The following is a 23,922-nucleotide window of genomic DNA, read 5'->3' as shown; positions in this document are numbered from 1 at the left end:
TTCTGGGAGAATGTGTAAAAATCCTTAAAACCCTCTTGTGATTTGCCTCATTTTATTGTAAAGTTATAATGTATTTTTATACAGCAAATCATGCTAATTATATAACAGTACTTACGCAAAACAAAATGATCCTTGAAAAATAAAGATTTCACGCACTTAATTTGTCCCAAATGGTTGTTGCGAGAGGATTTGAGACAGTATTTACCTCTTTACCTGTCCGGTCTTTGGATGTTACATTAATAATGTACACAATACCGTTGACTTTAACCTGGACAATGTCCTGCAGGAAGCTGATGGTTTCACCCATGGTATTCAAATTATTCTGTATCTGCAAAATCTGCACGAATACAGAAGTTATGAACACCAAGGAGAAGTGACCCTCAAGTTTTCTAATAGACCGGACTTGAACTTTTTCAAAGTTCAGAAACTGCTTGATGTCTCTGAAGAATACTTCAATGTCCCAACGGCAAAGGTATTTCTTGAGGATGTCTTGAGCAGCTACACCGGGCAAGTCAGTAATGATAAATCTGGTGTTTTGGATAGATGCGTTATAGCCGTTTTTGACTATTGCCATCATGGTGTTACCCACACCAGGTAAGATTACCGATAAAGCCTTGATGTAGAAGCCTGTACCGGGGTAGTACCTGTACTGTTTCTTGCTAAACAGCAGGCTTATGGTCTTAACGTTAAAGTTAACCCTGTTGTTGTACAGCACTTTGCGGTTATTCTTTATCATGCAGACATAGTGGTAACCGCACTCTGAGAGCTTTTGCAGGAGCTCTTTACAGGAATACCAGGTGTCGAATGTGACGTATTCGGCAGCCAAACCAAATTTGTGGGCGAAGGATATCATACGTATGGCTAGTTCAACCTTGGTATGATATTCTTCACACTTTTCTTCCGGTTTCCATATCCGAAACGCCACGGGGATTTTAATCCAACCATTAGACCATAGAAGGACTACAATGTGCATTCCCCAGACATACCGATTATTTGTGTGATCGTATACATAAGATGTCGGGAAAATGCTCTTGCCGAAAGGCTTCCTGATAATCACATCATCGATGATCAAATATCCAAGACCAGCCGTTTGTGACTGTATTGCCTGGATGAACAGGATCATGATATTTGTGTTATTAATAGAAAGCAACGGCAGCAGCCTTGTTATGGCATCATGGGATACCCAGTACAGCTTCTGCGCAATATATGTTGCTGTAGGATTATTAAACAGGATTATACCCATACATGCTGCAACGAAGACCAGTGTATACTTCTCAGGGAACAAAAACTTATCCAAATTGAACTTTCTCACCAGTTCAGTAATAATATCGTGAATGCCGTGCTTGGCAACGGTTATGTCGGAAATGCAATTTTTGGTAGACCTCATGGAACCCCTGCCAAAAGAATAGCATAATTCGAAAACTGGTGAATAGCTGTAATATATGGAAACCTCAATGCAACAACCTTTTAAGCTATATTCTGTTTTCAAAGTGCTGATATGACTTGTTTATGTTACTTTTGCGTAAGTACTATATATAATTTAGGATGGGTACCGATTAATACTGAATCTACGGAATAGGAGACGAATAGTAATATTGCCGGCAGACGGTTTTCCAAGTCTATATAAGTAACGCATTGACAGCCAATGATGTAAAAGCCGCAGCCTATTGCGGTTGCCGGCAGAATGAACAAAAATTGCATATTATTATATTATCGGATACCAATCAATATTTAGGGGGGTTTTTTTTGGGACGACTTTTTGGTACAGACGGGGTTAGAGGTATAGCAAATCTGGAATTGACGGGAGCTTTGGCATATAAATTGGGTCAGGCAGGCGCATATGTCCTGACATCGGAGACAAAACACACGCCGAGGATACTGGTGGGCATGGATACGAGAATATCAGGAAGCATGCTGGAGTCTGCGCTGGTGGCCGGAATATGCTCGGTGGGTGCGGAGGCGATATGCCTGGGAGTCATACCAACACCTGCGGTAGCATATTTGACAAGGCTTTATAAGGCCGATGCCGGGGTGGTTATATCTGCATCCCATAATCCTTATGAGTTTAACGGTATAAAGTTTTTTAATGCAAACGGATACAAGCTTCCGGATGCGATAGAGGAGAAAATTGAAGCCATTGTTCTGGACGAAAGCTACGAGCTTCCCAAACCGACAGGCAAGGAGCTGGGATTTAAAAGTGTGATTGGTACGGCTGTGGACGACTATGTTTCATACTTGAAAAGCACCATTGATACGGATTTGTCAGGCATGAAAATAGCTTTGGACTGTGCCAACGGTGCTGCTTTTCAGGCTGCACCCAAGACCCTGCGTGAACTGGGAGCAGAGGTTCTGGTTATAAACAATAATCCCGACGGTGTAAACATAAATCTAAACTGTGGTTCGACCCATATGGAGGAACTGCAGAAACTTGTAGTGGAATCTGGTGCCGATATCGGCCTGGCTTTCGACGGCGATGCCGATCGTATGCTGGCAGTGGATGAAAAGGGTAACATAATAGACGGAGATCAGATAATGGCTGTGATCGGGCTGGATCTTGCCAAAAAAGGCAAGCTTTCCAAAAACACCATTGTTGCAACCGTAATGAGCAATCTCGGTTTTGATATAATGGCAAAAAGGGAAGGAATCAGCTTGGTCAAGACAAAGGTAGGAGACAGGTATGTCCTTGAGGAAATGCTGGATAAAGGATATGTTTTAGGTGGAGAGCAGTCCGGCCATATAATTTTCCTTGAGCACAATACCACCGGTGACGGCCTTTTGACGGCGCTGCAGTTGCTTAGGGTCGTGAAAGACTCCAACAAGAAGCCTTCGGAGCTGGCCTCCGTAATGCAGGTCCTTCCCCAGGTGCTTATAAATGCCAAAGTCAGGAATGACAACAAGCATAAATACCTGGAGGATGAAGTGATAGCCAAAGTGTGTGGAGAGCTTGAAGCGGAGTTTGACGGCGAAGGAAGGGTGCTTATCAGGCCTTCCGGTACGGAGCCTCTTGTAAGGGTTATGATAGAAGGCAAGGATCAGGATTATATCAGATCCAGGGCTGAAGAACTGGCAAGATTGATTGAAGAAAGATTAGGATGAGACAGCAGGGAAAATCAGAATTACATATTAGATTTAACCTTGATGTTTTTTAAGAAGCCGGATTGCCGGTTAGAAGGTAAAACCGGCAGTTGAATATGGACCAGGAACACAGGATTTTCCAGTTATCAATTTTCAAACACTATTTTCTAAATATTTGAATAAATTGGTGTTAAGGATAAAATATTGTGCTATAATAGAAGTTGTAAAATTTGCAATCGGAGTATTAATATTACTCCGATTGCAAGAAATTAAAATCCATATTTCCTTGGAAAGGGGTGATACATTAGTAAAGACAGGATTATTAAGGGCACGGAGAGGAGGATGAAATACTACAGGGTATGTGCCGTAAGAAAAAGCGCCAGGACAGACTCAAAGGTCTGTTGACGAGGAGAAGGAGGCTGCATTGATTGCTGGCTTACTGTGTCCGGTTACCGATGGATGTCAATGATAAATTTTTGTTGATGATCGATAATAGGGGCTTTGAGAGCAGCAGTTAATGCAAATTATCGAGTTTTCGGCGGAAACCTTCCGGTTTGCCACAACCGTCAGAGCTCTACAAAAACTGCAGGCGACTGCAGAACAGAAGGAGCTTGAGTGGCTAATCCTGTTCTTGATAATCACGGATTACCGGCAACTGATGCAGGGTGTGCATCAGCTAATTGCTGTATGTAATTTTGTGATTCCTTTCAAAAGCTATCTTTATTCCTTATGCGTCAAAAAATCAGCTAATATGCCGATGGCTGGACAGCTCCAAAGAGATGGGATACAGTGCGGCAAAGGAGTGGTTTATGCCTTGAAAGGGGCAAGACTTTGCTCTCTGAGGGTATATGTGTGCTTTTTGTCCTTATGCTCTTTTTAGGGTGATGCCCTGTCAGGGTGCTTTCATGCTTTTGTTCATGCCAGATTAGGACAATGTATGAGTAATTTTGCTGTAAGGCCCTTATGCTGTATATTTGGCATGAACTGCTGCCAACCCTATATGGTTTAGGATTAAATTCAGCTTAATAAGGATTGCATTGATTGTTGAGTTTATGAATCCTTTTGGAGCAACAATCATCCAACTAATTTAGCTGAACTCAAACCGACTTTATATAGGCATATAGTTCTATTTTATCATTGTGGTGTTAAATGGAAAGCAATAGCTGAAAAGGCTTTATTTACCTGATGGAAAGAGAATTGAAAAATAAATAGGGCAGTAAATTGAAATATAAATGCACATACCATGTTGCTGCGGTTTCAACAGGTTGAGTAAAAGCTTTGGGTAAGCAGACGAAATCTTAAAGCTATTATTTTGCAAACAATAAAACGATATTGATCGGAGATACCATTGCTTTCCGGAAACGCAATGTATCACAAGTTTAGGATAATAATGCCTTTTTAGGACTTTGTGTTCGATATGGGTTCGAAGTCTATTATCGAATCTATTATCAGCTTTGCAAATCCTGAACTGTGCAGAGAAGTTTTTTCAAAATCATTGATTAAATTATCATTTGAAGGGGTGTAATGTATTATGTGTGGTATAGTTGGATATATTGGTGAAAGGTGTGCTGCGCCGATTCTCATAAATGGTTTAAAAAAGCTGGAATACAGGGGTTATGATTCGGCCGGGGTTGCTGTTTTTGATAATGGTGCTTTGAAGGTCGTAAAGTGCAAGGGAAGGCTCAAATGCCTTGAAGAAAAGGTGGCCAATGAAACCCTGGAAGGGAAGGTGGGAATAGGCCATACTCGATGGGCTACCCACGGAGAACCCAATGATGTCAACTCCCATCCTCATATAAGCAATTCGGGAAAAATAGCAGTGGTGCACAATGGGATTATTGAAAATTACATAAAACTGAAAGAGTTTTTGCAGTCCAAGGGATATAATTTCGAGTCGGATACGGATACCGAAGTGGTGGCTCATTTGGTGGATTATAATTACAAAGGAGATTTAAAGGAAGCGGTAATGAGCACTATCAGTGAGCTGGAAGGCTCTTATGCTTTGGGTGTCATTTGCAGCGACTGCCCCGATATGTTTTTAGCCGCAAGAAAGGACAGCCCTTTGATTGTCGGCCTTGGCCGGGGGGAGAATTTCATAGCTTCTGATATACCGGCCATACTGGAGCACACCAGGGATATCTATATACTTGAGGATAAAGAAATCGCAGTTCTGGACAAGGACAATGTGAAGGTATTCAACATATACGGGACCGAGGTCAAAAAGGAAGTATTCCATGTGAACTGGGATGTGGCTGCGGCGGAAAAATCCGGCTATAAGCATTTCATGATGAAGGAAATGTGCGAGGAGCCGAAGGTTTTGAAGGATACCATCAGCCCCAGGATAAAAGACGGGAAGATAGTATTGGACAGCATCAATATTGAGCCTGAGTATCTGGAGAATATAAACAGGATACATATAGTGGCATGCGGAACTGCCTATCATGCCGGAGTTGTGGGAAAATACCTTATAGAGAAGCTGGCCAGGATACCGGTGGAAGTGGATGTTGCTTCAGAATTCAGATACCGTGATCCTCTTTTGTCCGACAAGGATCTGGTCATAATAATCAGCCAGTCTGGAGAGACCATTGATACCCTTTTTGCTCTAAGAGAGTCAAAGAGGAAAGGAGCAAGAGTTCTGTCCATTGTGAATGTGGTGGGCAGCTCCATTGCGCGGGAGTCGGACGAAGTGCTGTATACCTGGGCAGGCCCGGAGATAGCCGTGGCATCGACAAAGGCATACAACACGCAGCTGGCGGTGCTTTATCTCATAGCTTGCGATTTCGCCAAAAAAAGAGGAACTATCGACGACGAGCAGCTTGAGCGGATAATTGAGCAATTGAAGGAGATGCCTTCTGTTGTAGATAAGGTGCTGCAAAACAAGGAAGCCATACAAAAATTCTCTTCCGAGCATTATAATGCAAAAAGCATATTCTTCATTGGAAGAGGGCTGGATTATGCATTGTCCATGGAAGGTTCTTTGAAATTGAAGGAAATTTCATATATACATTCTGAAGCCTATGCCGGTGGTGAGTTAAAGCATGGAACCATCGCCCTAATAGAAAAGGGCACACTGGTGGTATGCCCAATGACTCAGGATGACCTGCTGGAGAAGATGATAAGCAATATAAGGGAGGTAAAAGCCAGAGGTGCGGTGGTATTGGCCATAACGCAGGAAAAGAACAAAGAGGTGGAGAAGGTTGCAGATGTGGTAATAAAGATTCCGGATGTTGATCCTTTAGTCGCTCCCATCGCCGCCATCACCTCCATGCAGCTTTTTGCATACTATATGGCGGTTCAAAAGGGGTGCGACGTTGATAAACCCAGGAATCTGGCCAAAAGCGTGACTGTGGAGTAGGGAAATGGTTTTTCTGTGCTGTATAAAAAATAAACTTCACACCATATGAAAATAGCATACCCTGAGAGTCACAAACGGATTTGTAAGAATCCAAAAAAGTGTTGACAATATGGAAAATATATGCAATAATACCTGCAAAGTGAGTATGCTTAAGCATTAATGTGCGAGCAGCATAGGGACCATGCATGTTCTACACGAATGGTTATGACCCTTCGGAGTCACTCTAATGAGTGATTCTGTGGGGTTTTTTAAATAAAAGAAACATAGGGGTAAAAAACACATGAATTTATGAGTTAAGGAAAATGGCAATAAGTAGTGATATGGACATTTATGAGATGTTGCAAGAAATACCCAAACATGAAAATGGTTTAATAAATCCGGTAAAGGGAAAGAGGAAATAGGAAATAGAAAGTAGAAATATTTTTTTACCCTATTCATAATAGACAAATATTTCACAAAAAGGAGAGGATAAGTATTATGCAATGGAAGATAGGTATAATATGTGCAGTCGATAGAGAGGTTAAGCCATTTTTAACCCACATAGAAAATTGTATTGTTTCAGAAAAAGCAATGCTAAAGATTTACGAGGGAACAATAGAAGGAGTATCTGTTGTCGCACTATTTAGCGGAGTTTGCAAAGTAAATGCCGCGATAGCCGCTCAAATACTGATAGATACTTACCATGTAAATGCTATTATAAATGCAGGAACAGCAGGTGGAATAGACAGTAAGGTTAATGTTTTCGACACGGTAATCTCGACCCAGGTGGCATATCACGATGTTAGTGATAATATATTGAAAGAGTTCCATCCCCATATGCCGTCAATATACTTTGATGCGGATAGTCTTTTACTTGATCTGGCAAGGAAATCAATCCAAAACAAAAAATCCGATTATGCTGTTTATTTTGGGAAAATGGTTACAGGAGATAAATTTATAGATGATATAAATTTAATAAATAGCATTAGTGCCAAATATGCAGCATTATCTGCTGATATGGAAACAGCAAGTATTGCCCATGTGTGTTATGTTAATCGTGTACCATTTATTGCCATACGAACGATTACTGATACAGCAACCCATAGTGGTTTTGAAAATTTTGAAAAGAACTGTGATGTGGCATCAAACATATCCAAGGATTTTGTTTTGGGATTATTGAAAGAAATAAAGACTTATTTTTCACTTGTGAAATGAACACAGTTCGAAATTGAGTATATTCATGTTATATGTTAAAAAGCAAGCGCAAAGGGATTGAATGAATAAAATATACATAAAAAAAGGGAGATCCATATGGCTGATTGCGTGTTAATAAAACCAGACCTTTCTTTTGAGAGTGAAATTGAAGCATTTCGCAAAGAAATGATAGAGGCTAATAGCTCTATGGATGGAACAGGTCCTCTGAAGCAAATGGATAATATTAAAGAATGGCTGAAATATAGCCAGTGTTGTGGAAATAAAGAATATGTGCCTGAAAACTGGGTTACATGTGACCAATATATTTATGTTCGCGTAGCAGACAATAAAATAGTTGGTATGATTCAATTCCGCCATTATCTTAACGAGTTTCTTGAGAAATATGGTGGCCACATTGGATATTCAGTTCGGCCCAGTGAAAGAAGAAAGGGATATGCCAAACAGATGCTTGCTGAGTGTCTTAAAGCATGTAAAGCATACGGGCTCAAGGATATTTTGATAACATGCAATCAGGAAAATAAAGGAAGTAAACGCACCATTCTGGCTAATGGTGGTGTATACGAAAGTACCGTTTATTATGAGTCTCAAGATGTATATTTAGAAAGGTACTGGATACATATATAGACTTATGTTAAAAAAGGAGTTGGGTGAAAAGGCGTAAGAAAGTAGGCACTTTTATGGATGATTAGTGTGAAATAAAGGTAAAAAGTTGATTCTAAAAAATTCAGCCTTATTGAAGCCTATAACGACCAATCAATCAAAACTAGTTGGGAATTAATAAAGGATTATAAAATAACAAAAATATATCCAGGTCATGGAAACTCGTACACTATAATTTAGTGTACGTCAATGTTGATAGTAAAGAATTTAGACTGAAAGATAGGTTAATGAAAGTGGTTATGTAATGAAATCCTCGCTAAAGCATTTTTAATAAGCTTTTCAGCAACAATGATGTCTGAAAAATATCTGTACACCAGTAGAGGATGTGGATTTTACTGAGGAATCTTTTGATGTTGTTATTAGTTATTTTACTCCTCACCTGGTTGAATCTTTTAGTCATGCTTTGAACACTCAGAGCACGAGTTGGTTTATTAATGAAATCCTTAAAAGCCTGATGATATAGCTTTATAGTTAGTACAGGGGGTATTTCTTTGGAAAAAAACGTTGCATGGTATATGGAAAAAAAGGTTGAAAGAACTATAGAGGGTTTAAGAAAACGCAACATGGAGGGGTATATTGTTAACGATGAAGTAGAATTAATCGAACTGCTGGCAAAACTGATTCCGCAGAACTCTATAGTAGGCGTGGGAGACTCAATGACGCTTTTTGAAACAGGAGTAATAGATTTTCTTCGTAAAGGCAATTTCAATTTTCTTGACAAATATAGAGAGGGTATAACAAGTGAAGAAAAAAGGGAGATTTATATAAAAAACTTCTCTGCTGATACCTTTATGTGCAGCACAAATGCTTTAACCGAAAGTGGTGAATTGTATAATATTGATGGTAATGGAAGCAGAGTTGCACCTATGCTGTATGGACCTAGGCAGGTTATTTTAGTTGCAGGTGTTAACAAAATAGTTCGTGACATTGAGGAAGCGGAAAAAAGAGTTAGACAATATGCAGCTCCAATAGATGCCAAAAGATTGGGCAAGGATACGCCGTGCACTGCTTTAGGCTACTGCATGGACTGCAAAAGCCCGAATAGGATATGCAATGATTTTGTAGTCATTAGGGGGCAATTTATCAAAGGCAGGATAAAAGTGATTATTGTTAGAAAACAACTGGGATATTAGCAGTTTGGCCTGGCAATCGCGGGAAATGAGGTGCATTATGCTGCATTATCAAAAAGATGCTATTGAGAAAGTGAGAAAATCAGAAATTATGCGCCAAAAATATGAGATAGAACTAAACTGGATTCCCGAAAGGCAGTTGGATATTCATTGCATTGGTGAGCTTTTTAGGGGACCGAAAATTCCGCTGTTGGTACAAAGAATAGATAGTATTTTTGGAAATGGACAAGGTGTCGTTAATGCGTTTATTGGTCAGGCATCTCGTGACATTGGCCTCTATCCTGAAAAATGGGCTGATCTGGGCAGCAAAGAGCAGCTTTTTCAGTATATTAAACAGTTATGGCATACTGTTGCTTATTTTGGCTAATTGTATTCATTTTGAATGTGTGTTGGGTTTTACAAGTAAGGTTATCGGTAAAACCATCAGAGGAATTGAGCTCTCTGATGGTTTTGCTGTATAAGTAAGCAAAATTCACTCAGGCTTAAAAAATGGAATTGCCAAGGGAGATTATAAAATATGCTTATTTTAACATAATGAAAATTAAGATGTACTTGACACATATAGACTACAAATGTAGTATATATAATATAGACTACATTTGTAGGAAGGTGAATGGAGCATGAAAAAGCTACCCAATATTTCCGATGCAGAATGGCAGGTCATGAGAGTTTTATGGGAGAAATCCCCTTTAACTTCTACAGAGATAATCGATGCCTTAAGAGATAGCACTACCTGGAGCCCAAAGACGATTCACACCCTCATTAGCCGATTGGTAAAAAAAGAGGTGGTTGGAGTTAATAAAGATTTTTCTCTCAATAAATATTTCCCCCTGGTTACTGAGGAAGAGTGCAGAAAAGTGGAGACAAGGTCCTTTATCCAAAAAGTATATGACGGATCTTTGCATTTGCTGATAAAGAGCTTTATAGAAAACGAAAAATTAACTTCGGAAGAGATTGATGATTTGAGACGGATGCTGGATGAAAAAAGCAAACAAGGTGGGAGATAGGTAAATGGTATTAGAAGCATTCTTTAGGAATATTCTTTCCTTGTCTTTAATGGGAAGCATACTGACAGGAATAATTATACTGGTAAAAAGATTACTTAATAATAAATTAAGTGCTAATTGGCATTATTTTATATGGTTTCTGCTGATTGTCAGGCTAACAATGCCTTTTGCTCCGGAGAGTTCACTGAGCATATTTAATCTTTTTCCTTCCACACCCCAAAAGATTGAAACGGCACAATATTCTAATATCGATAGAAATGTGCCTTTTTCACCTATAGAAAAGGATTTGCAGAGCTTTACAGGTACGGACATGGATACTACCGGCAATCTGCAAAGCAAATCAGATGATATGGTAAATGAGGTTGAACCTAATAAAGAAAGTTTTGATTTCAACTTTAGAATAATAAGCATAATCTATCTGATCGGTACAGTTCTTTTTCTGCTGTATATATTTATCCTAAACTCTACACTTCTGATTAGAACACAAAAAGGCATATGCAAAGATGAAGAAATTTTAAGAATTTTCAATGGGTGCAAGCTAAAAATGAATGTCAAGAAGGACATCCCAATAGTATATGACAATAATATGAAAACACCTTCTCTTTTTGGATTGGTAAGACCTAAACTTCTGATATCTTCCGAAATCATCAATACCTTATCGGAAGAGGAAAAGAGGTATATATTCCTGCATGAACTTGCTCATTTTAAGAGAAAGGATAATTGGGCGAACTGGATAATGTTGCTGGTACAGATTTTGCACTGGTTTAACCCGATAGTGTGGTACGCTTTCTATAAAATGCGCGAAGATTGTGAAGTTGCGTGTGATGCGTACGTTTTATCCCGATTAAAGGAAGTAGAGCATAAAAAATATGGAGAGACAATCATCAATTTGATAAATGCAATATCCAAGCCGTATTGGGCTTCGATTACTACAGGGATGACTAACAGCAATAGGTCTGGTATAAAGAGGAGAATCAAGATGATTGCAATGTTTAGGAAAAACTCGTGGAAATGGTCTGTTGCAGCGGTTGTTATAATAGTGGCTGTGGGAGTTGTAGGATTGACTAATCAGACCTCATTGCGGACACTAGCCGGAAAGGATGATTTTGAACATACCGGGAATCAAGCAAACAGCAGTACAGGTACCCCAAGGATCGAACTTATCCTGGACACAAATGGGCTTTACTGGAATGAGGTAAAACCGATATCTATCACAGACGATAAAATGATACATGATATCATGTCCATGATAGAAAAAAGCAAGCCTTTGGCCGATGAGTCCAAAATAGGCAATATGAGCGGAATGGCCCGCAAAAACAACAAGTTAATCCTTTATGAAACAGAGGGGAGCAAAAGAGAGATTGCTTTTGCATATGATACTCTTTATGAAATAGGGTACATTGAGGAAGACGGCAGGAGGCTTGAGCCTGATTATAGCTTTTTTAGATACATTGCAGATCTAAATGAGTATTCAAATCCTGATACAAATATAGAAGCTCAGGTAATGCAGCTTTTTAACAAGTATAACTGGACTGTTGACTATAGAATAAATACTCTGAAAGAAAAATTGCCTGAAAGCTTAAAACATAAGGCAGGAGAATACCCGGTAAAAATATACTGGGCTTATAATAATGAGCTATCAAAGGAGATAGGGCTTGATTTTGCTGAGTATCTTGGAAAAGATGTAGTAATAGACATTTACAGGCTGCGGGAACCACTTCCCGAGTTTATGAAGCCAAGAAGAGATGCAAGGGGTATTGTTCTTAAATATAATGATGAGATTATCGGAGCATATATTGATGCTGGAAGGCACGATTCTTTTGCTTGTTCCCTCGATAGAAGGAGTTTAAAAGATATCACGGGTAAGGAATGGGATGGATGGATTGAAAGCTATATAGATTATGAGGATGAATTGGAAATCAAATTGTCAAAAATGGAGCCGGAGGATATTATTAGAGAGTATTTCAAGGCATTAGACAGGAATGATATAAAAATGATATGGGCATGCATGACACGGAAAAATCTGTCGGGGCATTTATCATCTAATATGAACAACCAATACCTTTTTAATACGGATGAGGATGGAATTGACTACAACATAAAAAGCGCAAAACTCTTGGAGATAAAAGAGATAAAGGGATTAAACAATGAGCCGGGAGTGCTGGAGTACATGGTTGAAGTAGATTTTGACTTTAAAAAGTCAATAACATCAGATGATGGAGTCCAGCCAAGATTTGTTATATTAAAGAAAGAAACTGAAAAAAGCGGCTGGAGAATTAATTCTACCGGAACAGGACCATGATAATAGACTTTCACTTTATATAGTGAAGTTAGTTCAAAATCCCGAAATAGATTCAGGAGGAGTCCTGATTTGCTGCGGAACTTTTGCTTGTCAACGGAAAAGTATGTAATTCGGCAGCTTTTATGAATATAACACTGCAAGGCACTGGTTTAAGCATACCGATGAAAGGAGAATATATGACATATGAAAAGGAAGGTTGCATTTGTATGCGTCCATAATTCCTGCCGTTCCCAAATGGCAGAGGCATGGGCAAAGAAATTGGGAAGCGATGTGCTGGAAGCATACTCAGCAGGGACAGAAAATTACCCTGAAGTGAAGCCACTGGCAGTACAGGTTATGGAAGAAGCAGGAGTGGATATGAGTGGCCATCATCCGAAACTATTAAGCGATATCCCGGAGAAAGTGGATATATTAATAACGATGGGATGCAATGTGGAATGCCCTTATGTACCGTGTCAGCATAGAGAAGATTGGGGGCTTAGTGATCCGTCTGGAGGACCAATAGAGGATTACAGAAAAACGAGAGATATAATTAGGGAAAAAGTGGAGGATTTAATACAGAGGGTGAAAAGCAACCAGATTTGATAACTTGTCATGAAAAAATATATACAACTCATGGAGTCCCATACACCATAGCTTTGCGGGTACCGGGAGCAGTTTTCTTTCTATTTATGCTGATACATAATCAGCTATCAAGAGTATATTTATTAAAGCTAGTGAATTTTGGATATGAAATTATAAAAATAAGATGCTTTTATATAAAATATGGTGTAAAATAAGGATATATGTAATGCCTTTTATAGAATATTGTGCTTTGTAATAAATAAGATTAATAATAGCTAGTATTTTGATGCAGTAAGAATAGTTCTTTTATTGCAAAAAATAATAAAAAATTGGAGCATGGCATTTATTTGAGTTTAAATCGCATTTTAAACTTGGAAATTAAAGAAGATTATATATTGTAAAGTCAAGTCCAAATTTGTGTGTAAATTACCTCGGTCATTAAGCAGTAGCTAATCAAACGATACCTAAGCGTTTATGCCGCGAAAGCTGTTGACAATGAGTACATGGCATGTTAGGCTGTTAGCCGGGCATCACCACTCCAGCATAAGACTTCACCTCAAAGATGAGGGGGGATGGCCCTGATGCCTGAAAACATGCCATGGGAGGCTCATTGTCAACAGACCGTGGAATAAATGCGATTTCTATGCAGCAGTGCCAGACTTGGATTCCTTATTCTGCACTTGATAATATAGCTGCATATCAAAGTATTTGCGACCGGTCTGCCATTTCTCATCCTGCTCTATTAATAAGGCCCCCATGAGCCGGATAACGGATGCAGCATTGGGAAAGATTCGAATGACCCGTTCTCGGCGACGAATTTCTTCATTCAGTCTTTCCACACCGTTTGTAGTACGAAGCCTCTTACGATACTTCAAGGGTAGTGCAAGAACAGCAGTAATATCATCAAACGCCTCGTCCAGGAGAGCTGTGGCTTTTGGTGCTTTGACTTCATATATTTGAATAATATGGTCTCTGATTTTACGAGCACTCTCAAGGTCAACAGCCTCATAAAGCTGATGCAGTTCTTCCTTCATTTCAGCCTGCAATGCTTTAGGCGTATGATCCAGCATGTTCCTGGAAAAGTGGGTTTGACAACGCTGCCAACTAGCGCCTTGAAAATGTTTTCTAACTGCATTGACCAACCCTTTATGGTCATCAGAGGTAACCAGGCGCACGTTCTTTAACCCACGATCTTTGAGAGAAGAAAAGAACTCACCCCAACTGCTTTCTGATTCGCTATTTGCTAGCTGAAACCCGATGATTTCACGATAGCCATCTTCGTTAACGCCAATGGCAATCAGCATGCCTCTCGATTGTATACGTCCATTTTCCCGCACCTTAACATAGATGGCATCCACCATGAGAAAGGGATATTGGCTTTGCAACGGTCTTGTGCGGAATGCTTCTATCATCGGATCCAGGTTCTTGCAAAGTTCTGAGATGGTCGATTTTGAAAACTTTCTACCACATAGCTCCTCTGTTATTAATTCAACCTTTCGAGTAGAAACACCATTGATGACCATCTCCATCATAGCAAGCATTAATGCCTGTTCACTACGCTGATACCGAGCAAAAAGCTCTGTAGTGAACTGCCCATTGCGATGCCTGGGAACCCGCAATGTGAGCGTACCAACTCGAGTTGTTATTTGCCTATCCCGAAATCCATTGCGGTATGCGGTTCTTTCTTCGGTGCGCTCATAGGGTTCCGCACCTATTTGCTCTGTAGATTGAGCCAAAAGGATCTGGTTGAAGATTTCCTCCAATAATTTGGAAAATGCTTCTTCCTTACCATTTGATAAAAATAATCCGTGCAAAAGTTCCTCGGTTATAGTAATATTAAACTGAGCCATGGTTCATCCTCCTCGGTTTGGTATTTGTTTGGCAACTTATATTTTAACCGAGGTATGAGCTTTGGCTCAACTTCTTTTTACACCATTATATAGACTTAATCTATTGTAAAAACCGGTTTCAATAGAAAATCAGAACTTGATGATCCAAAATGGAATCATAATAGTTGCTATTTCAATCAACTCATGAAATCCATTCCATATGATGTCAATTCTAGTTTTGATATCGGTTGCGGTAAAGGTGGACTCTCATTTATGCTGTCCCAAAATTTAAAGGAATATTTGATATTTATAATCTTTGGTAGGCACTATATTTAATATGTTAAGTGCGGTACCATAGTCAAATATATAAGGGGGCATTTGGAATATGAAGTTTAGAAAAACCATAAGTTTACTGGTTTTTTGTATTGCTGCTCTGTCATTGATTGCGACAACCTGTGGGATTTTTTCAAAGCAGGGTCCGGGAGAATATGAGTTCACGTCGATACATGGGCAAACAATAACTATTTACGGCAAAGGTATATATGGCAGCAATTCCGTATCAGCAGCCCTGCAGGCCATACCGCAGGATATTGTGACACTGGTTCTGGGCATCCCCATTCTTTTAGTCTCGCTTTTCCTGGCAAGAAGGGGTTTGATGAAAGGGAGACTACTTCTTAGTGGAACATTGGGGTATTTTTTAATTACATATACGATGTATACATTTATTGCAATGTATAACAGGCTGTTTTTAGTGTATGTACTGCTCATGTCAGCCAGTTTTTTTGCATTTGTTTTGACTTTGCTGTCGTTTGATATTGATAAAATGAGCTCTTGCTTCAGCAGTAAATTGCCGGTCAGGTTTATAGGAGGCTACCTCTTGTTCTCAACGGCAATGATAGGATTATTGTGGCTTGCGAGAGCCATACCAACACTCATTGACGGTTCTGTACCTTTGGAAGTGGAGCATGGTACTACGCTGACAGTTCAAGCCTTTGACCTGGCATTTTTCCTACCCGGGATCTTTTTATCCGGGTTGCTTTTGATAAAGAAAAAAGCCTTTGGTTACATGTTGGCACCAATTGCGACGGTCACCAATGCTTTGATAATGGTTGCGCTTTTATCCAAGGGAATTTCAATGAATTTGGCCGGAATAGAAGGAACTCTTCCAATGATTGTTATGATGTCTTTGTTTGGCTTGTTGGCAGCTATATCTGCGCTTTTGATTTTTAGAAGTGTAAATGAATCTGTGCGTGCATAAAACTCATACTGCACAGGAAGCATATTCCATAGCAAACCTTAAAATTTATTGCTTCTGATAAGGATAAGGGTTGGTCAGCGATAAAACGTATGAGAAAATGCAACCCTGTCCTTTTTTTCTCTTCTTGGCATACCTTTTGAGTCCATTTTTTATGTGAACCATATAGTTTAGAAATGAATTCAGCTAATAATGGATGTATTGATTTTTATGTGCTTTGAATCCTTTCGGAACAGCAATCATCCACTTCAATTAGCTGAATTCAAGCTGAATTTGTATATAACAATATTTGGCAATAACGGACAGTTCGATGCCTTTAGGAAACTCAATTCCTGCCAATAAAACCTCATATTATTCAATCTAAAGGAAAAAGGTTTTTTATTCAACAGAAAAAATTTATTGCACTTCAATATTATTTTATTGAATAACGATAAATATATTGGTAATATATATATTGATGAAAAAATAAGTGAGGTGCTTTTTTATGAAACATGGAACAACCCTGTTTTTGAAGGTAGCCGTTATTTTTATTGGACTTCCTGTTCTTGCCTTATGCATATTTGGATTGCATAAGTTGGCTGTTAACCCGGTAAATCCACATTATGCCCATATTCTGTATCCGATTATAATAGGTATTTATTTGTCTGCACTGCCATTTTTCTTTGCACTGTACCAGGCTTTCAAGCTATTAAACTACATTGACATGGGTAATGCTTTCTCGGAATTATCTGTAGAAGCTTTAAAGAAAATTAAATATTGTGCAGCCATAATCAGCGCCTTGTATGTGTTAATGCTGCCCTTCGTTTATCTTTTAGCGAAGAAAGACGATGCTCCGGGCTTAATAATAATCGCAATGATCCCCGTATTTACTTCACTTGTGATTGCCGTCTTTGCTGCTGTTCTTCAAATGCTTCTTAAAGAAGCCATAGAAATAAAATCAGAAAATGATTTGACGGTATGAGGAGGATAAGATGGCGATTATAATCAATCTCGACGTAATGCTGGCTAAAAGAAAAATGAGCTTAACGGAGCTTACAGAGAAAGTGGGAATAACTATGGCCAACCTTTCCATACTTAAAAATGGAAAGGCAAAAGCCATCCGGTTTTCAACCTTGGATTCGATATGCAAAGCTCTGGATTGTCAACCTGGAGATATTCTGGAATATAGAAGTGAAACCAACTTAAAGGATGAGATATAAAGGAAGCTAAAAATGTTTCAAAGCTTATGAGGTAGATATATGTATGATATTGTCATTGTGGGTGCAGGCCCGGCGGGGTCCAACCTGGCACGTTTAATAGGAAGCAAGTATAAGGTTTTATTGATTGATAAACGCGATCTGGAAAATGAAAATCCCCAAAACCATGCAATCAAATGCTGCGGGGGACTATTGGCCCCGGATGCTCAGAAAATGATTGCGAAGCTGGGCTTAGGCATACCAAAGGATATTTTGGTCAACCCGCAGCTTTTTGCTGTGAGAACTATTGATTTAACCAACAACCTGGAAAGGCTGTACCAGAGATTCTATTACAATATGGATAGGGAAAAATTTGATAAATGGATGGTTTCCATTATTCCCACCAGTGTTGACAAAAAGTTTAACTCCTTTTTTAGAAGCTTTACTGAAATACCGGGAGGATATGAAGTAAGATATTCGCATAACGGACGAGAGATGTCTGCAAAGACAAGGATTATTGTAGGTGCTGATGGGGCTCTCTCAAAGATAAGAAGGAATTTGGACAAAGGCATAAGCACTCCTAAACAATACATTGCAATTCAGGAATGGTTTGAATGCTCAAATACCGTACCTTATTTCACAGCGATTTTTGATGAGGAAATAAGCGATTTCTACTCCTGGATCATACCCAAGGAGAAATATCTCTTATTAGGGTCTGCCCTTAGCCCCAAAGACGGCCCTTGGGAAAGGTATAACAGGTTGAAAGCAAAGCTGGCAAAGTTAGGCTTTAATTTTGATAGCAAAGTAAAAACAGAAGGAGCACATATCTATAGGCCAAAGAGATTATCACAGTTTTATACCGGAAGGGATTGTATAGCTCTAGTGGGAGAGGATGCAGGCGCAATCAGTCCCAGCTCTGCGGAAGGAATCAGCTACGCATTGAAAAGCTCCTTATACTTGGCTCAAAGCCTTGAGGTGGGCATAGATGGATTTTTGGAAAGGTATGAGCAGAAAGTAAAGGGTATTAAATTAAATTTACTTATTAAAAACATGAAATCCCCTGCTATGTATAATCCGTTTCTTAGGTATTTAGCTATGAAATCCGGTCTGCAAAGCATTAGGTAGTGATATAGAAAAGAGATATTTATATAAAGTTTCATTGTGATAGAATTATGCGTGTTAATTATACAGGTAATGTTTCTCATTATTCCTACCATCAGTACTAAAATGAGTTTCATTGCTTTTTCACACTAATCAGGGCAGTGTTTGGATACAATAGGTATTTTGATATTATCTTTGTACACTCATAAAATTCATGTTAAAATAATGAAGAGGTATTGTCAAATATATTGCGTAATAAAATAAAAATACATATTTGTAAATTTGTAGTAAGCGGTAACAAAATCATGAAATGCTTGATACTCAAATGATATTTTTATAAGCTGCAACGTACCGGCAAAAATGAATTCATTGAAAAAAGTATTAAAACATCGATTTTCAGCATTATGATTTAATAAATAATTATATTGAGGTGAAGAAAAATGATCAATTTTAACAAGGTAATTAAGCTATTGACTGTTATATGCGCTTTGGTAGCGGTTATCAGCGTTTTTCTTACTTATATATTGCCATTATATCTGTCTCACAAATTTATTAATGATGTGACCAATTCGGTTTCAGTGGGAATTATAGGTGGCGCAGATGGACCAACGGCAGTTTACTTGGCAGAAAGAACCTCTTCTCCTTGGTTTACGATTGTTTTTGCAGTGTTAGCGATTTTGGGAGTTATATATTTGCTTTTGGCTAAAAATCCGGAAAATAGGCGTAGAGCTTAATCGGATGATTTTTCTGCATAGATTTTGCTGCATATTAAATAGATTTTTGGTCTATGCGTTACTTTCCCTTATCCTTCGTCAATATTCATTTCGCCGCAGCTTTCCCGCGCTATGTAGTGAACAGGTAGCTCAATGGAGTGAGGAGGTTCTATTCTATGGTTAAGTACATCAAAGACTAATCTAAGACAGGTTTCGGCCATCTTCTCCATAGGCAGGTGAACTACTGAGAGAGATGTAGTAGCATATTCCTCAAGATCCATGTCGCCATTTCCTATACTAATCAATTCCAGATCGTCAGGAATAATGATACCTGATTTATGTACGCAGCGCAATGCTCCAATGGCCATAGCATCTGAAGCACAAAACAGACAATCGGGTTTAACTTCAAGATCAAGCAACCGTTTTGCTGCTGAAAATCCTCCCGGCATAGAATTATCTTCATAAATGACGTCTACAATTTCTAAATTATGTTTGGTAGCAGTAGATATAAAACTTTCAATACGCACCTCCATACCTGAAAAAACGGGTTGAGAGGTAATAATGGCCGCTTTTCGATGGCCTCGGGACGCAAACACCTGAGCTGGTATACTGCCTAGTTTGACGTCATCCACATTCACAGTGCAGTATTTTTGGGAGTGCCGATTATAAAGGATAATGGGTATGTTAAAGTTACAGCTTTCTAAATATTCCAGATCTTTTGAAGAAGCATTGCAAATAATAGCAGCATTATACATATTCATTGATCGCAAAGATGTAATGTTGCATAATTCATTGTTTTTATATGGATGAATAATGATTTCACATTCACGATTTGATTGCAAAATTTCATCCTGTAAGCCTCGTAGAAAGCGCAATACCATATGAGCTCTGAAATCCGAAGCCCAGAAAACAGCAATAACCAAGGTTTTAGACTGGGAATCTCCACGCAAACGCCGTGCTGGTATGTTGGGTTGGTACTCAAGAGCCCTTATGGCAGCCCATACTTTCTTTTGAGTTTTTGCTGATATTTTTCTTACATCAGCTTGCCCGTTAAGTACAATGGACACAGTACTTGGAGACACTCCCGCATGCTTAGCAATATCCTTTATAGTAGCCAATATTAAACCTCCATTCAAAGCAACCTGCAGGCATAATTAAATGCTTGTAATACAGTAATTATAGTTACTATCGTCAGAAAAGGCAAGGAAGTATATTACACACCAATGCAAACATTTCTACTAATCGGAATTTTACTTCTAATTATTGACAATAACAGTATATTATTGATATACTAAAATACGTAGAACGTTTTACTAAGTAGAACGTTATATTTGATTTTTTACTGTTTTGGATGGAAGCGAGAATGAAATGCAAAAAAATCAGTTTCATTTTTGTTAGTAAAACTGATTCAAAAAGCAGTCAGACTACTGATGCAAGTACTAATTTTGATGAAGAGCCTTATCAAGTAAATTATTTGCATTGCCTAGCACAGAAAAGCCCCAATCAAAGTAAAGATAACCAGGCCGTGAATGAATTGGCTTCTAAAGATTTGAATATGACTGTAAATTTAATACCCGTGACATGGGGAACTTATTTTGAGCAAATCTCTGTTGAAAGAGCGAGCTTATGCTAATGGGCTTATAGTAAGGAAAGATATTTTTTGATGAGCTTGTCTACAGCGTTGATGATTTCTCTTTGACAACCGACGGCTATAGCAGTTACAACCAGATCACCCAACTGCTTGCCAAGGTAAAGGAAGCATATCCATCCATGACTTGATTAAACGGAACGACGATTATGACATTGAAAACCCTTATATATAATGCATATCAATTTTATTACAAAATAACAGTAGAAAGGAGCAAAACCATGAATTTTAGAAATGAGAACATCAATGAGCAAGGTTTCATTTACGGCAAGTGGATGACAGCACCAGGAACATACACCATATCCTTTGGCAATGTGCATTGTTATCTTATGATAGGCACGGAGCAGGCATTGCTGTTTGATACAGCATATGGGGTCGGAAATATACGTGCATTTGTAGAGGAAATCACTGACAAGCCTATAATCGTGGTCAATTCCCATGGGCATTATGATCACACTGGGGGCAATCCATGGTGGGATACAGTTTATGCAGGACCAGGTGCTGAAAAAACTATGAAAAAGGCATTTACCGATGAAATGCAACAGATTCACAACAGCAGACCATATCCAGACTACAAAGTAAATACGGTCAGGGAGGGGCATGTATTTGATTTGGGCCAGCGCAAGGTGGAAGTCATTGAAATACCAGCTCACCATGAAAGCAGTATAGCCCTGTTGGATAGGGATAATAGAGCATTGTATACAGGTGATGAACTGGAAGCAGGTCAGGTACTATTATTTGTACGGAATCAGCCATTGCCCTATAAAGAGGTAGTGTCATCACATTTACAAAACATGCGGAAACTGAAAAAACGGGCTGAAGAGTTCGATACCATCTATCCTGCCCATAATGGACCGCAGTTGCATCCATCCTATCTGGATGACTTTATTGGGCTTTCAGAAGCCATTTTGGAAGATCGAGCTAATATAATGCCAGATCTGGCCGGATTTGGTTTTCCACCTTCTGTACCGGATGGTGTGTTTGGAAAGCATGGTGTTTTAGAGCGTGCACAATATAAAAAGGCATCTTTCATTTATGAAAAATCCAAATAGTAATATAATTATTTAAACTTGATCTTCTATTGTAGTCTACATACACATTGCGGCTTTATCATCCAACAGTGATGGGTTCATGGTAGTTTTATGGGCTGTCTATGCGTTTTCAAACACATAGATAGCTTGCAATGTTAAGTCTTAGATAGAAATAATCAACATCTGGAGGTATTTTTTTGGAGACTATAAGAATTGGGTCAGGTGCAGGCTATGCGGGAGATAGAATAGAGCCTGCTCTTGATCTGATTGAATATGGAAATTTAGATTATATAGTATTTGAATGCTTAGCAGAAAGAACCATAGCTCTGGCTCAGCTACAGAAGCTTGAAGACCCTGACAAAGGATATAACGATTTATTGGAATATAGAATGGAAAAAGTTTTACCGGCGTGTTTCAGGAATAAGGTGAAGATTATAACCAACATGGGTGCTGCTAACCCAATTGCAGCTGCAAGGGTCATTAAAAGAATGGCTTCAGATATGGGGATAAAAGGTTTAAAAATTGCTGTCATCATAGGAGATGATATTTTAGATTGTATTGACAAATATTTGAATTATCCTTTATTGGAGACAGGTGAAAAGCTATCGACTATATACCCAAAAATAATATCTGCCAACGCGTATATTGGAGCTGATGGAATTGTAGAGGCCTTGCAGCATGGTGCTGATATTGTTATTGGAGGCAGAATCGCAGATCCGTCTTTATTTTTGGGACCCATTATGTATGAGTTTGGATGGGCAAAGGATTGTTATGACCTGATAGGCAAAGGAATACTTGCAGGCCACCTGCTGGAGTGTTCATCCCAAATAACGGGAGGTTACTTTGCAGATCCTGGCTACAAGGATGTTCCGGAATTATGGAATATAGGATTTCCTATTGCTGAGATCAGCAAGGAAGGAGAAATTGTTGTAACCAAGCTTGAAGGGACAGGAGGAATGGTTACTCCATCTATCTGTAAAGAACAAATATTATATGAAATACATAATCCATCAAGCTATATAACTCCTGATGGAATTGCTGATTATTCTCAGGTAGAAGTAAAAGAAATTGCCAAAAATAAGGTGCTGGTTCAAGGAGCTACGGGAAGGAAAGGAAATGGACTATATAAGGTGAGCATCGGATACAAGGATTGCTACATCGGGGAAGGGGAGATAAGTTACGGTGGCCCGGGAGCTTTGGAAAGAGCACGATTAGCAGGAGAAATCATTAAAAAAAGGCTGGAATATCTTAAAGTGCCCTTGGATGAGCTCAGAATTGACTATATAGGTTTGAACTCCCTTTATCAGGATACACTGGGCATGTATCTGGCTCATGGAAAGAATGATTTTCCAGAAGTAAGGCTCAGGGTGGCGGCCAGGACGAGCTGTAAAACTGATGCTGAAATAGTTGGGAATGAAGTAGAATCACTTTATTTGAATGGCCCAGCAGGTGGCGGGGGAGCAAGAAAGTATGTTAGAGATATTGTATCCATTGCATCTATCTTTATCCAGCGCCGGGACATAAAAATTGATGTCCTATATGAGGAGGCATAAAAAGTGAAGCTTAGGCATATTGCTCATTCGAGAGCTGGAGACAAAGGCAATATTTCAAATATATCCCTAATTGTATACAATATGGAAGATTATAAGATAATTGAAAAACAGGTAACTGCCGAAAAAGTAAAAAACTGGTTTTCTGAAATAATTGAAGGAGATGTAAAGAGATATGAACTGCCTAAGTTAGGCGCTCTAAATTTTGTATTGGAAAAGGCATTGGGAGGAGGAGTTACAAGAACCCTTGCTTTGGATGCACATGGAAAGAGTCTAAGCTCAGCATTATTGGAAATGGAAATTGAATATGAAAAAGATTAGGAGAACTTCCTA

General features: G+C 38.9%; 22 protein-coding genes. 19 read left to right on the top strand and 3 right to left on the bottom strand.

Annotated elements, in window-relative coordinates; all coding sequences use genetic code 11:
• Positions 1-148 precede the first annotated feature (148 nt).
• Positions 149-1,387, bottom strand: coding sequence for a transposase (locus CDO33_RS10240; RefSeq protein WP_103083335.1), 1,239 nt, complete (start codon positions 1,385-1,387; stop codon positions 149-151).
• 359 nt (positions 1,388-1,746) lie between these two features.
• Here CDO33_RS10240 and glmM point away from each other — a divergent pair, with 359 nt between their 5' ends.
• The 10 genes from glmM (at position 1,747) to CDO33_RS10190 (ending at position 13,308) form a co-directional block, all read left to right on the top strand.
• Complete coding sequence (gene glmM / locus CDO33_RS10235) at positions 1,747-3,096, top strand: phosphoglucosamine mutase (protein WP_103080786.1); 1,350 nt, start codon at positions 1,747-1,749, stop codon at positions 3,094-3,096.
• 496 nt (positions 3,097-3,592) lie between these two features.
• Positions 3,593-3,955 carry a hypothetical protein gene (locus tag CDO33_RS10230; RefSeq protein WP_103080785.1) on the top strand — a complete coding sequence of 121 codons (363 nt, stop codon included), beginning with the start codon at positions 3,593-3,595 and terminating at the stop codon, positions 3,953-3,955.
• A gap of 651 nt (positions 3,956-4,606) precedes the next feature.
• Positions 4,607-6,430 (top strand): glutamine--fructose-6-phosphate transaminase (isomerizing), encoded by a 1,824-nt coding sequence (gene glmS / locus CDO33_RS10225; RefSeq protein WP_103080784.1) that lies wholly within the window; start codon positions 4,607-4,609, stop codon positions 6,428-6,430.
• Positions 6,431-6,907: 477 nt separating this feature from the next.
• The gene (locus CDO33_RS10220) at positions 6,908-7,624 is read left to right on the top strand and encodes a 5'-methylthioadenosine/adenosylhomocysteine nucleosidase (RefSeq protein WP_103080783.1); all 717 of its coding nucleotides are present in this window, start codon (positions 6,908-6,910) and stop codon (positions 7,622-7,624) included.
• Between the two features lie 96 nt (positions 7,625-7,720).
• Positions 7,721-8,248 carry a GNAT family N-acetyltransferase gene (locus CDO33_RS10215; protein ID WP_103080782.1) on the top strand — a complete coding sequence of 176 codons (528 nt, stop codon included), beginning with the start codon at positions 7,721-7,723 and terminating at the stop codon, positions 8,246-8,248.
• Positions 8,249-8,775: 527 nt separating this feature from the next.
• The gene (locus CDO33_RS10210) at positions 8,776-9,417 is read left to right on the top strand and encodes a lactate utilization protein (RefSeq protein WP_103080781.1); all 642 of its coding nucleotides are present in this window, start codon (positions 8,776-8,778) and stop codon (positions 9,415-9,417) included.
• A gap of 37 nt (positions 9,418-9,454) precedes the next feature.
• Positions 9,455-9,781, top strand: a complete 327-nt coding sequence (locus tag CDO33_RS10205; protein ID WP_161496451.1) for a DUF3626 domain-containing protein — start codon at positions 9,455-9,457, stop codon at positions 9,779-9,781.
• A 253-nt stretch (positions 9,782-10,034) separates the two neighbouring features.
• Positions 10,035-10,421 (top strand): BlaI/MecI/CopY family transcriptional regulator, encoded by a 387-nt coding sequence (locus tag CDO33_RS10200; RefSeq protein ID WP_103080779.1) that lies wholly within the window; start codon positions 10,035-10,037, stop codon positions 10,419-10,421.
• A gap of 4 nt (positions 10,422-10,425) precedes the next feature.
• Complete coding sequence (locus CDO33_RS20835; RefSeq protein WP_103103165.1) at positions 10,426-12,723, top strand: M56 family metallopeptidase; 2,298 nt, start codon at positions 10,426-10,428, stop codon at positions 12,721-12,723.
• Between the two features lie 183 nt (positions 12,724-12,906).
• Positions 12,907-13,308 (top strand): arsenate reductase ArsC, encoded by a 402-nt coding sequence (locus CDO33_RS10190; protein ID WP_103080778.1) that lies wholly within the window; start codon positions 12,907-12,909, stop codon positions 13,306-13,308.
• Positions 13,309-13,928: 620 nt separating this feature from the next.
• On the opposite strand, the gene CDO33_RS10180 is transcribed toward CDO33_RS10190, so the two are convergent.
• Positions 13,929-15,137, bottom strand: a complete 1,209-nt coding sequence (locus tag CDO33_RS10180) for an IS256 family transposase (RefSeq protein WP_103080776.1) — start codon at positions 15,135-15,137, stop codon at positions 13,929-13,931.
• 364 nt (positions 15,138-15,501) lie between these two features.
• Between CDO33_RS10180 and CDO33_RS10175 the strand changes: the two genes are divergently transcribed.
• The 5 genes from CDO33_RS10175 to CDO33_RS10155 all read left to right on the top strand — a co-directional run bounded on the left by CDO33_RS10175 (position 15,502) and on the right by CDO33_RS10155 (position 19,381).
• A complete protein-coding gene (locus CDO33_RS10175) occupies positions 15,502-16,374 on the top strand; it encodes a hypothetical protein (protein WP_103080775.1) in 873 nt (290 codons plus the stop codon).
• A gap of 481 nt (positions 16,375-16,855) precedes the next feature.
• Positions 16,856-17,332, top strand: a complete 477-nt coding sequence (locus tag CDO33_RS10170; RefSeq protein ID WP_103080774.1) for a DUF2975 domain-containing protein — start codon at positions 16,856-16,858, stop codon at positions 17,330-17,332.
• A gap of 10 nt (positions 17,333-17,342) precedes the next feature.
• Positions 17,343-17,570 carry a helix-turn-helix domain-containing protein gene (locus CDO33_RS10165; protein WP_103080773.1) on the top strand — a complete coding sequence of 76 codons (228 nt, stop codon included), beginning with the start codon at positions 17,343-17,345 and terminating at the stop codon, positions 17,568-17,570.
• A gap of 39 nt (positions 17,571-17,609) precedes the next feature.
• Positions 17,610-18,671 carry an FAD-binding protein gene (locus CDO33_RS10160; protein ID WP_103080772.1) on the top strand — a complete coding sequence of 354 codons (1,062 nt, stop codon included), beginning with the start codon at positions 17,610-17,612 and terminating at the stop codon, positions 18,669-18,671.
• Positions 18,672-19,087: 416 nt separating this feature from the next.
• Complete coding sequence (locus tag CDO33_RS10155; RefSeq protein WP_103080771.1) at positions 19,088-19,381, top strand: sodium ion-translocating decarboxylase subunit beta; 294 nt, start codon at positions 19,088-19,090, stop codon at positions 19,379-19,381.
• A 68-nt stretch (positions 19,382-19,449) separates the two neighbouring features.
• On the opposite strand, the gene CDO33_RS10150 is transcribed toward CDO33_RS10155, so the two are convergent.
• A complete protein-coding gene (locus CDO33_RS10150; protein ID WP_133158687.1) occupies positions 19,450-20,478 on the bottom strand; it encodes a LacI family DNA-binding transcriptional regulator in 1,029 nt (342 codons plus the stop codon).
• 233 nt (positions 20,479-20,711) lie between these two features.
• Between CDO33_RS10150 and CDO33_RS10145 the strand changes: the two genes are divergently transcribed.
• The 4 genes from CDO33_RS10145 to CDO33_RS10130 all read left to right on the top strand — a co-directional run bounded on the left by CDO33_RS10145 (position 20,712) and on the right by CDO33_RS10130 (position 23,910).
• Positions 20,712-20,993: a hypothetical protein gene (locus CDO33_RS10145; RefSeq protein ID WP_161496698.1), complete on the top strand. Its 282-nt coding sequence runs from the start codon at positions 20,712-20,714 to the stop codon at positions 20,991-20,993.
• Between the two features lie 236 nt (positions 20,994-21,229).
• Positions 21,230-22,060 carry an MBL fold metallo-hydrolase gene (locus tag CDO33_RS10140; RefSeq protein ID WP_161496450.1) on the top strand — a complete coding sequence of 277 codons (831 nt, stop codon included), beginning with the start codon at positions 21,230-21,232 and terminating at the stop codon, positions 22,058-22,060.
• 176 nt (positions 22,061-22,236) lie between these two features.
• Complete coding sequence (locus tag CDO33_RS10135; protein WP_103080767.1) at positions 22,237-23,592, top strand: acyclic terpene utilization AtuA family protein; 1,356 nt, start codon at positions 22,237-22,239, stop codon at positions 23,590-23,592.
• Positions 23,593-23,595: 3 nt separating this feature from the next.
• A complete protein-coding gene (locus tag CDO33_RS10130) occupies positions 23,596-23,910 on the top strand; it encodes an AtuA-related protein (RefSeq protein WP_103080766.1) in 315 nt (104 codons plus the stop codon).
• The last annotated feature ends 12 nt before the right edge of the window (positions 23,911-23,922 follow it).

This window comes from Clostridium thermosuccinogenes, assembly GCF_002896855.1.
In the GTDB taxonomy this organism is placed as follows: domain Bacteria; phylum Bacillota; class Clostridia; order Acetivibrionales; family DSM-5807; genus Pseudoclostridium; species Pseudoclostridium thermosuccinogenes.
The sequence above is the reverse complement of the archived record's forward strand: the minus strand, read 5'-3'. Positions and strand labels throughout refer to the sequence as shown.

Coding starts and splice junctions, on each gene's coding strand:
- CDO33_RS10240 (WP_103083335.1), bottom strand. CDS start 1,387: ATGAGGTCTACCAAAAATTGCATTTCCGACATAACCGTTGCCAAGCAC.
- CDO33_RS10230 (WP_103080785.1), top strand. CDS start 3,593: ATGCAAATTATCGAGTTTTCGGCGGAAACCTTCCGGTTTGCCACAACC.
- glmS (WP_103080784.1), top strand. CDS start 4,607: ATGTGTGGTATAGTTGGATATATTGGTGAAAGGTGTGCTGCGCCGATT.
- CDO33_RS10220 (WP_103080783.1), top strand. CDS start 6,908: ATGCAATGGAAGATAGGTATAATATGTGCAGTCGATAGAGAGGTTAAG.
- CDO33_RS10215 (WP_103080782.1), top strand. CDS start 7,721: ATGGCTGATTGCGTGTTAATAAAACCAGACCTTTCTTTTGAGAGTGAA.
- CDO33_RS10205 (WP_161496451.1), top strand. CDS start 9,455: ATGCTGCATTATCAAAAAGATGCTATTGAGAAAGTGAGAAAATCAGAA.
- CDO33_RS10200 (WP_103080779.1), top strand. CDS start 10,035: ATGAAAAAGCTACCCAATATTTCCGATGCAGAATGGCAGGTCATGAGA.
- CDO33_RS20835 (WP_103103165.1), top strand. CDS start 10,426: ATGGTATTAGAAGCATTCTTTAGGAATATTCTTTCCTTGTCTTTAATG.
- CDO33_RS10190 (WP_103080778.1), top strand. CDS start 12,907: ATGAAAAGGAAGGTTGCATTTGTATGCGTCCATAATTCCTGCCGTTCC.
- CDO33_RS10180 (WP_103080776.1), bottom strand. CDS start 15,137: ATGGCTCAGTTTAATATTACTATAACCGAGGAACTTTTGCACGGATTA.
- CDO33_RS10175 (WP_103080775.1), top strand. CDS start 15,502: ATGAAGTTTAGAAAAACCATAAGTTTACTGGTTTTTTGTATTGCTGCT.
- CDO33_RS10170 (WP_103080774.1), top strand. CDS start 16,856: ATGAAACATGGAACAACCCTGTTTTTGAAGGTAGCCGTTATTTTTATT.
- CDO33_RS10165 (WP_103080773.1), top strand. CDS start 17,343: ATGGCGATTATAATCAATCTCGACGTAATGCTGGCTAAAAGAAAAATG.
- CDO33_RS10160 (WP_103080772.1), top strand. CDS start 17,610: ATGTATGATATTGTCATTGTGGGTGCAGGCCCGGCGGGGTCCAACCTG.
- CDO33_RS10155 (WP_103080771.1), top strand. CDS start 19,088: ATGATCAATTTTAACAAGGTAATTAAGCTATTGACTGTTATATGCGCT.
- CDO33_RS10145 (WP_161496698.1), top strand. CDS start 20,712: ATGGAAGCGAGAATGAAATGCAAAAAAATCAGTTTCATTTTTGTTAGT.
- CDO33_RS10140 (WP_161496450.1), top strand. CDS start 21,230: ATGAATTTTAGAAATGAGAACATCAATGAGCAAGGTTTCATTTACGGC.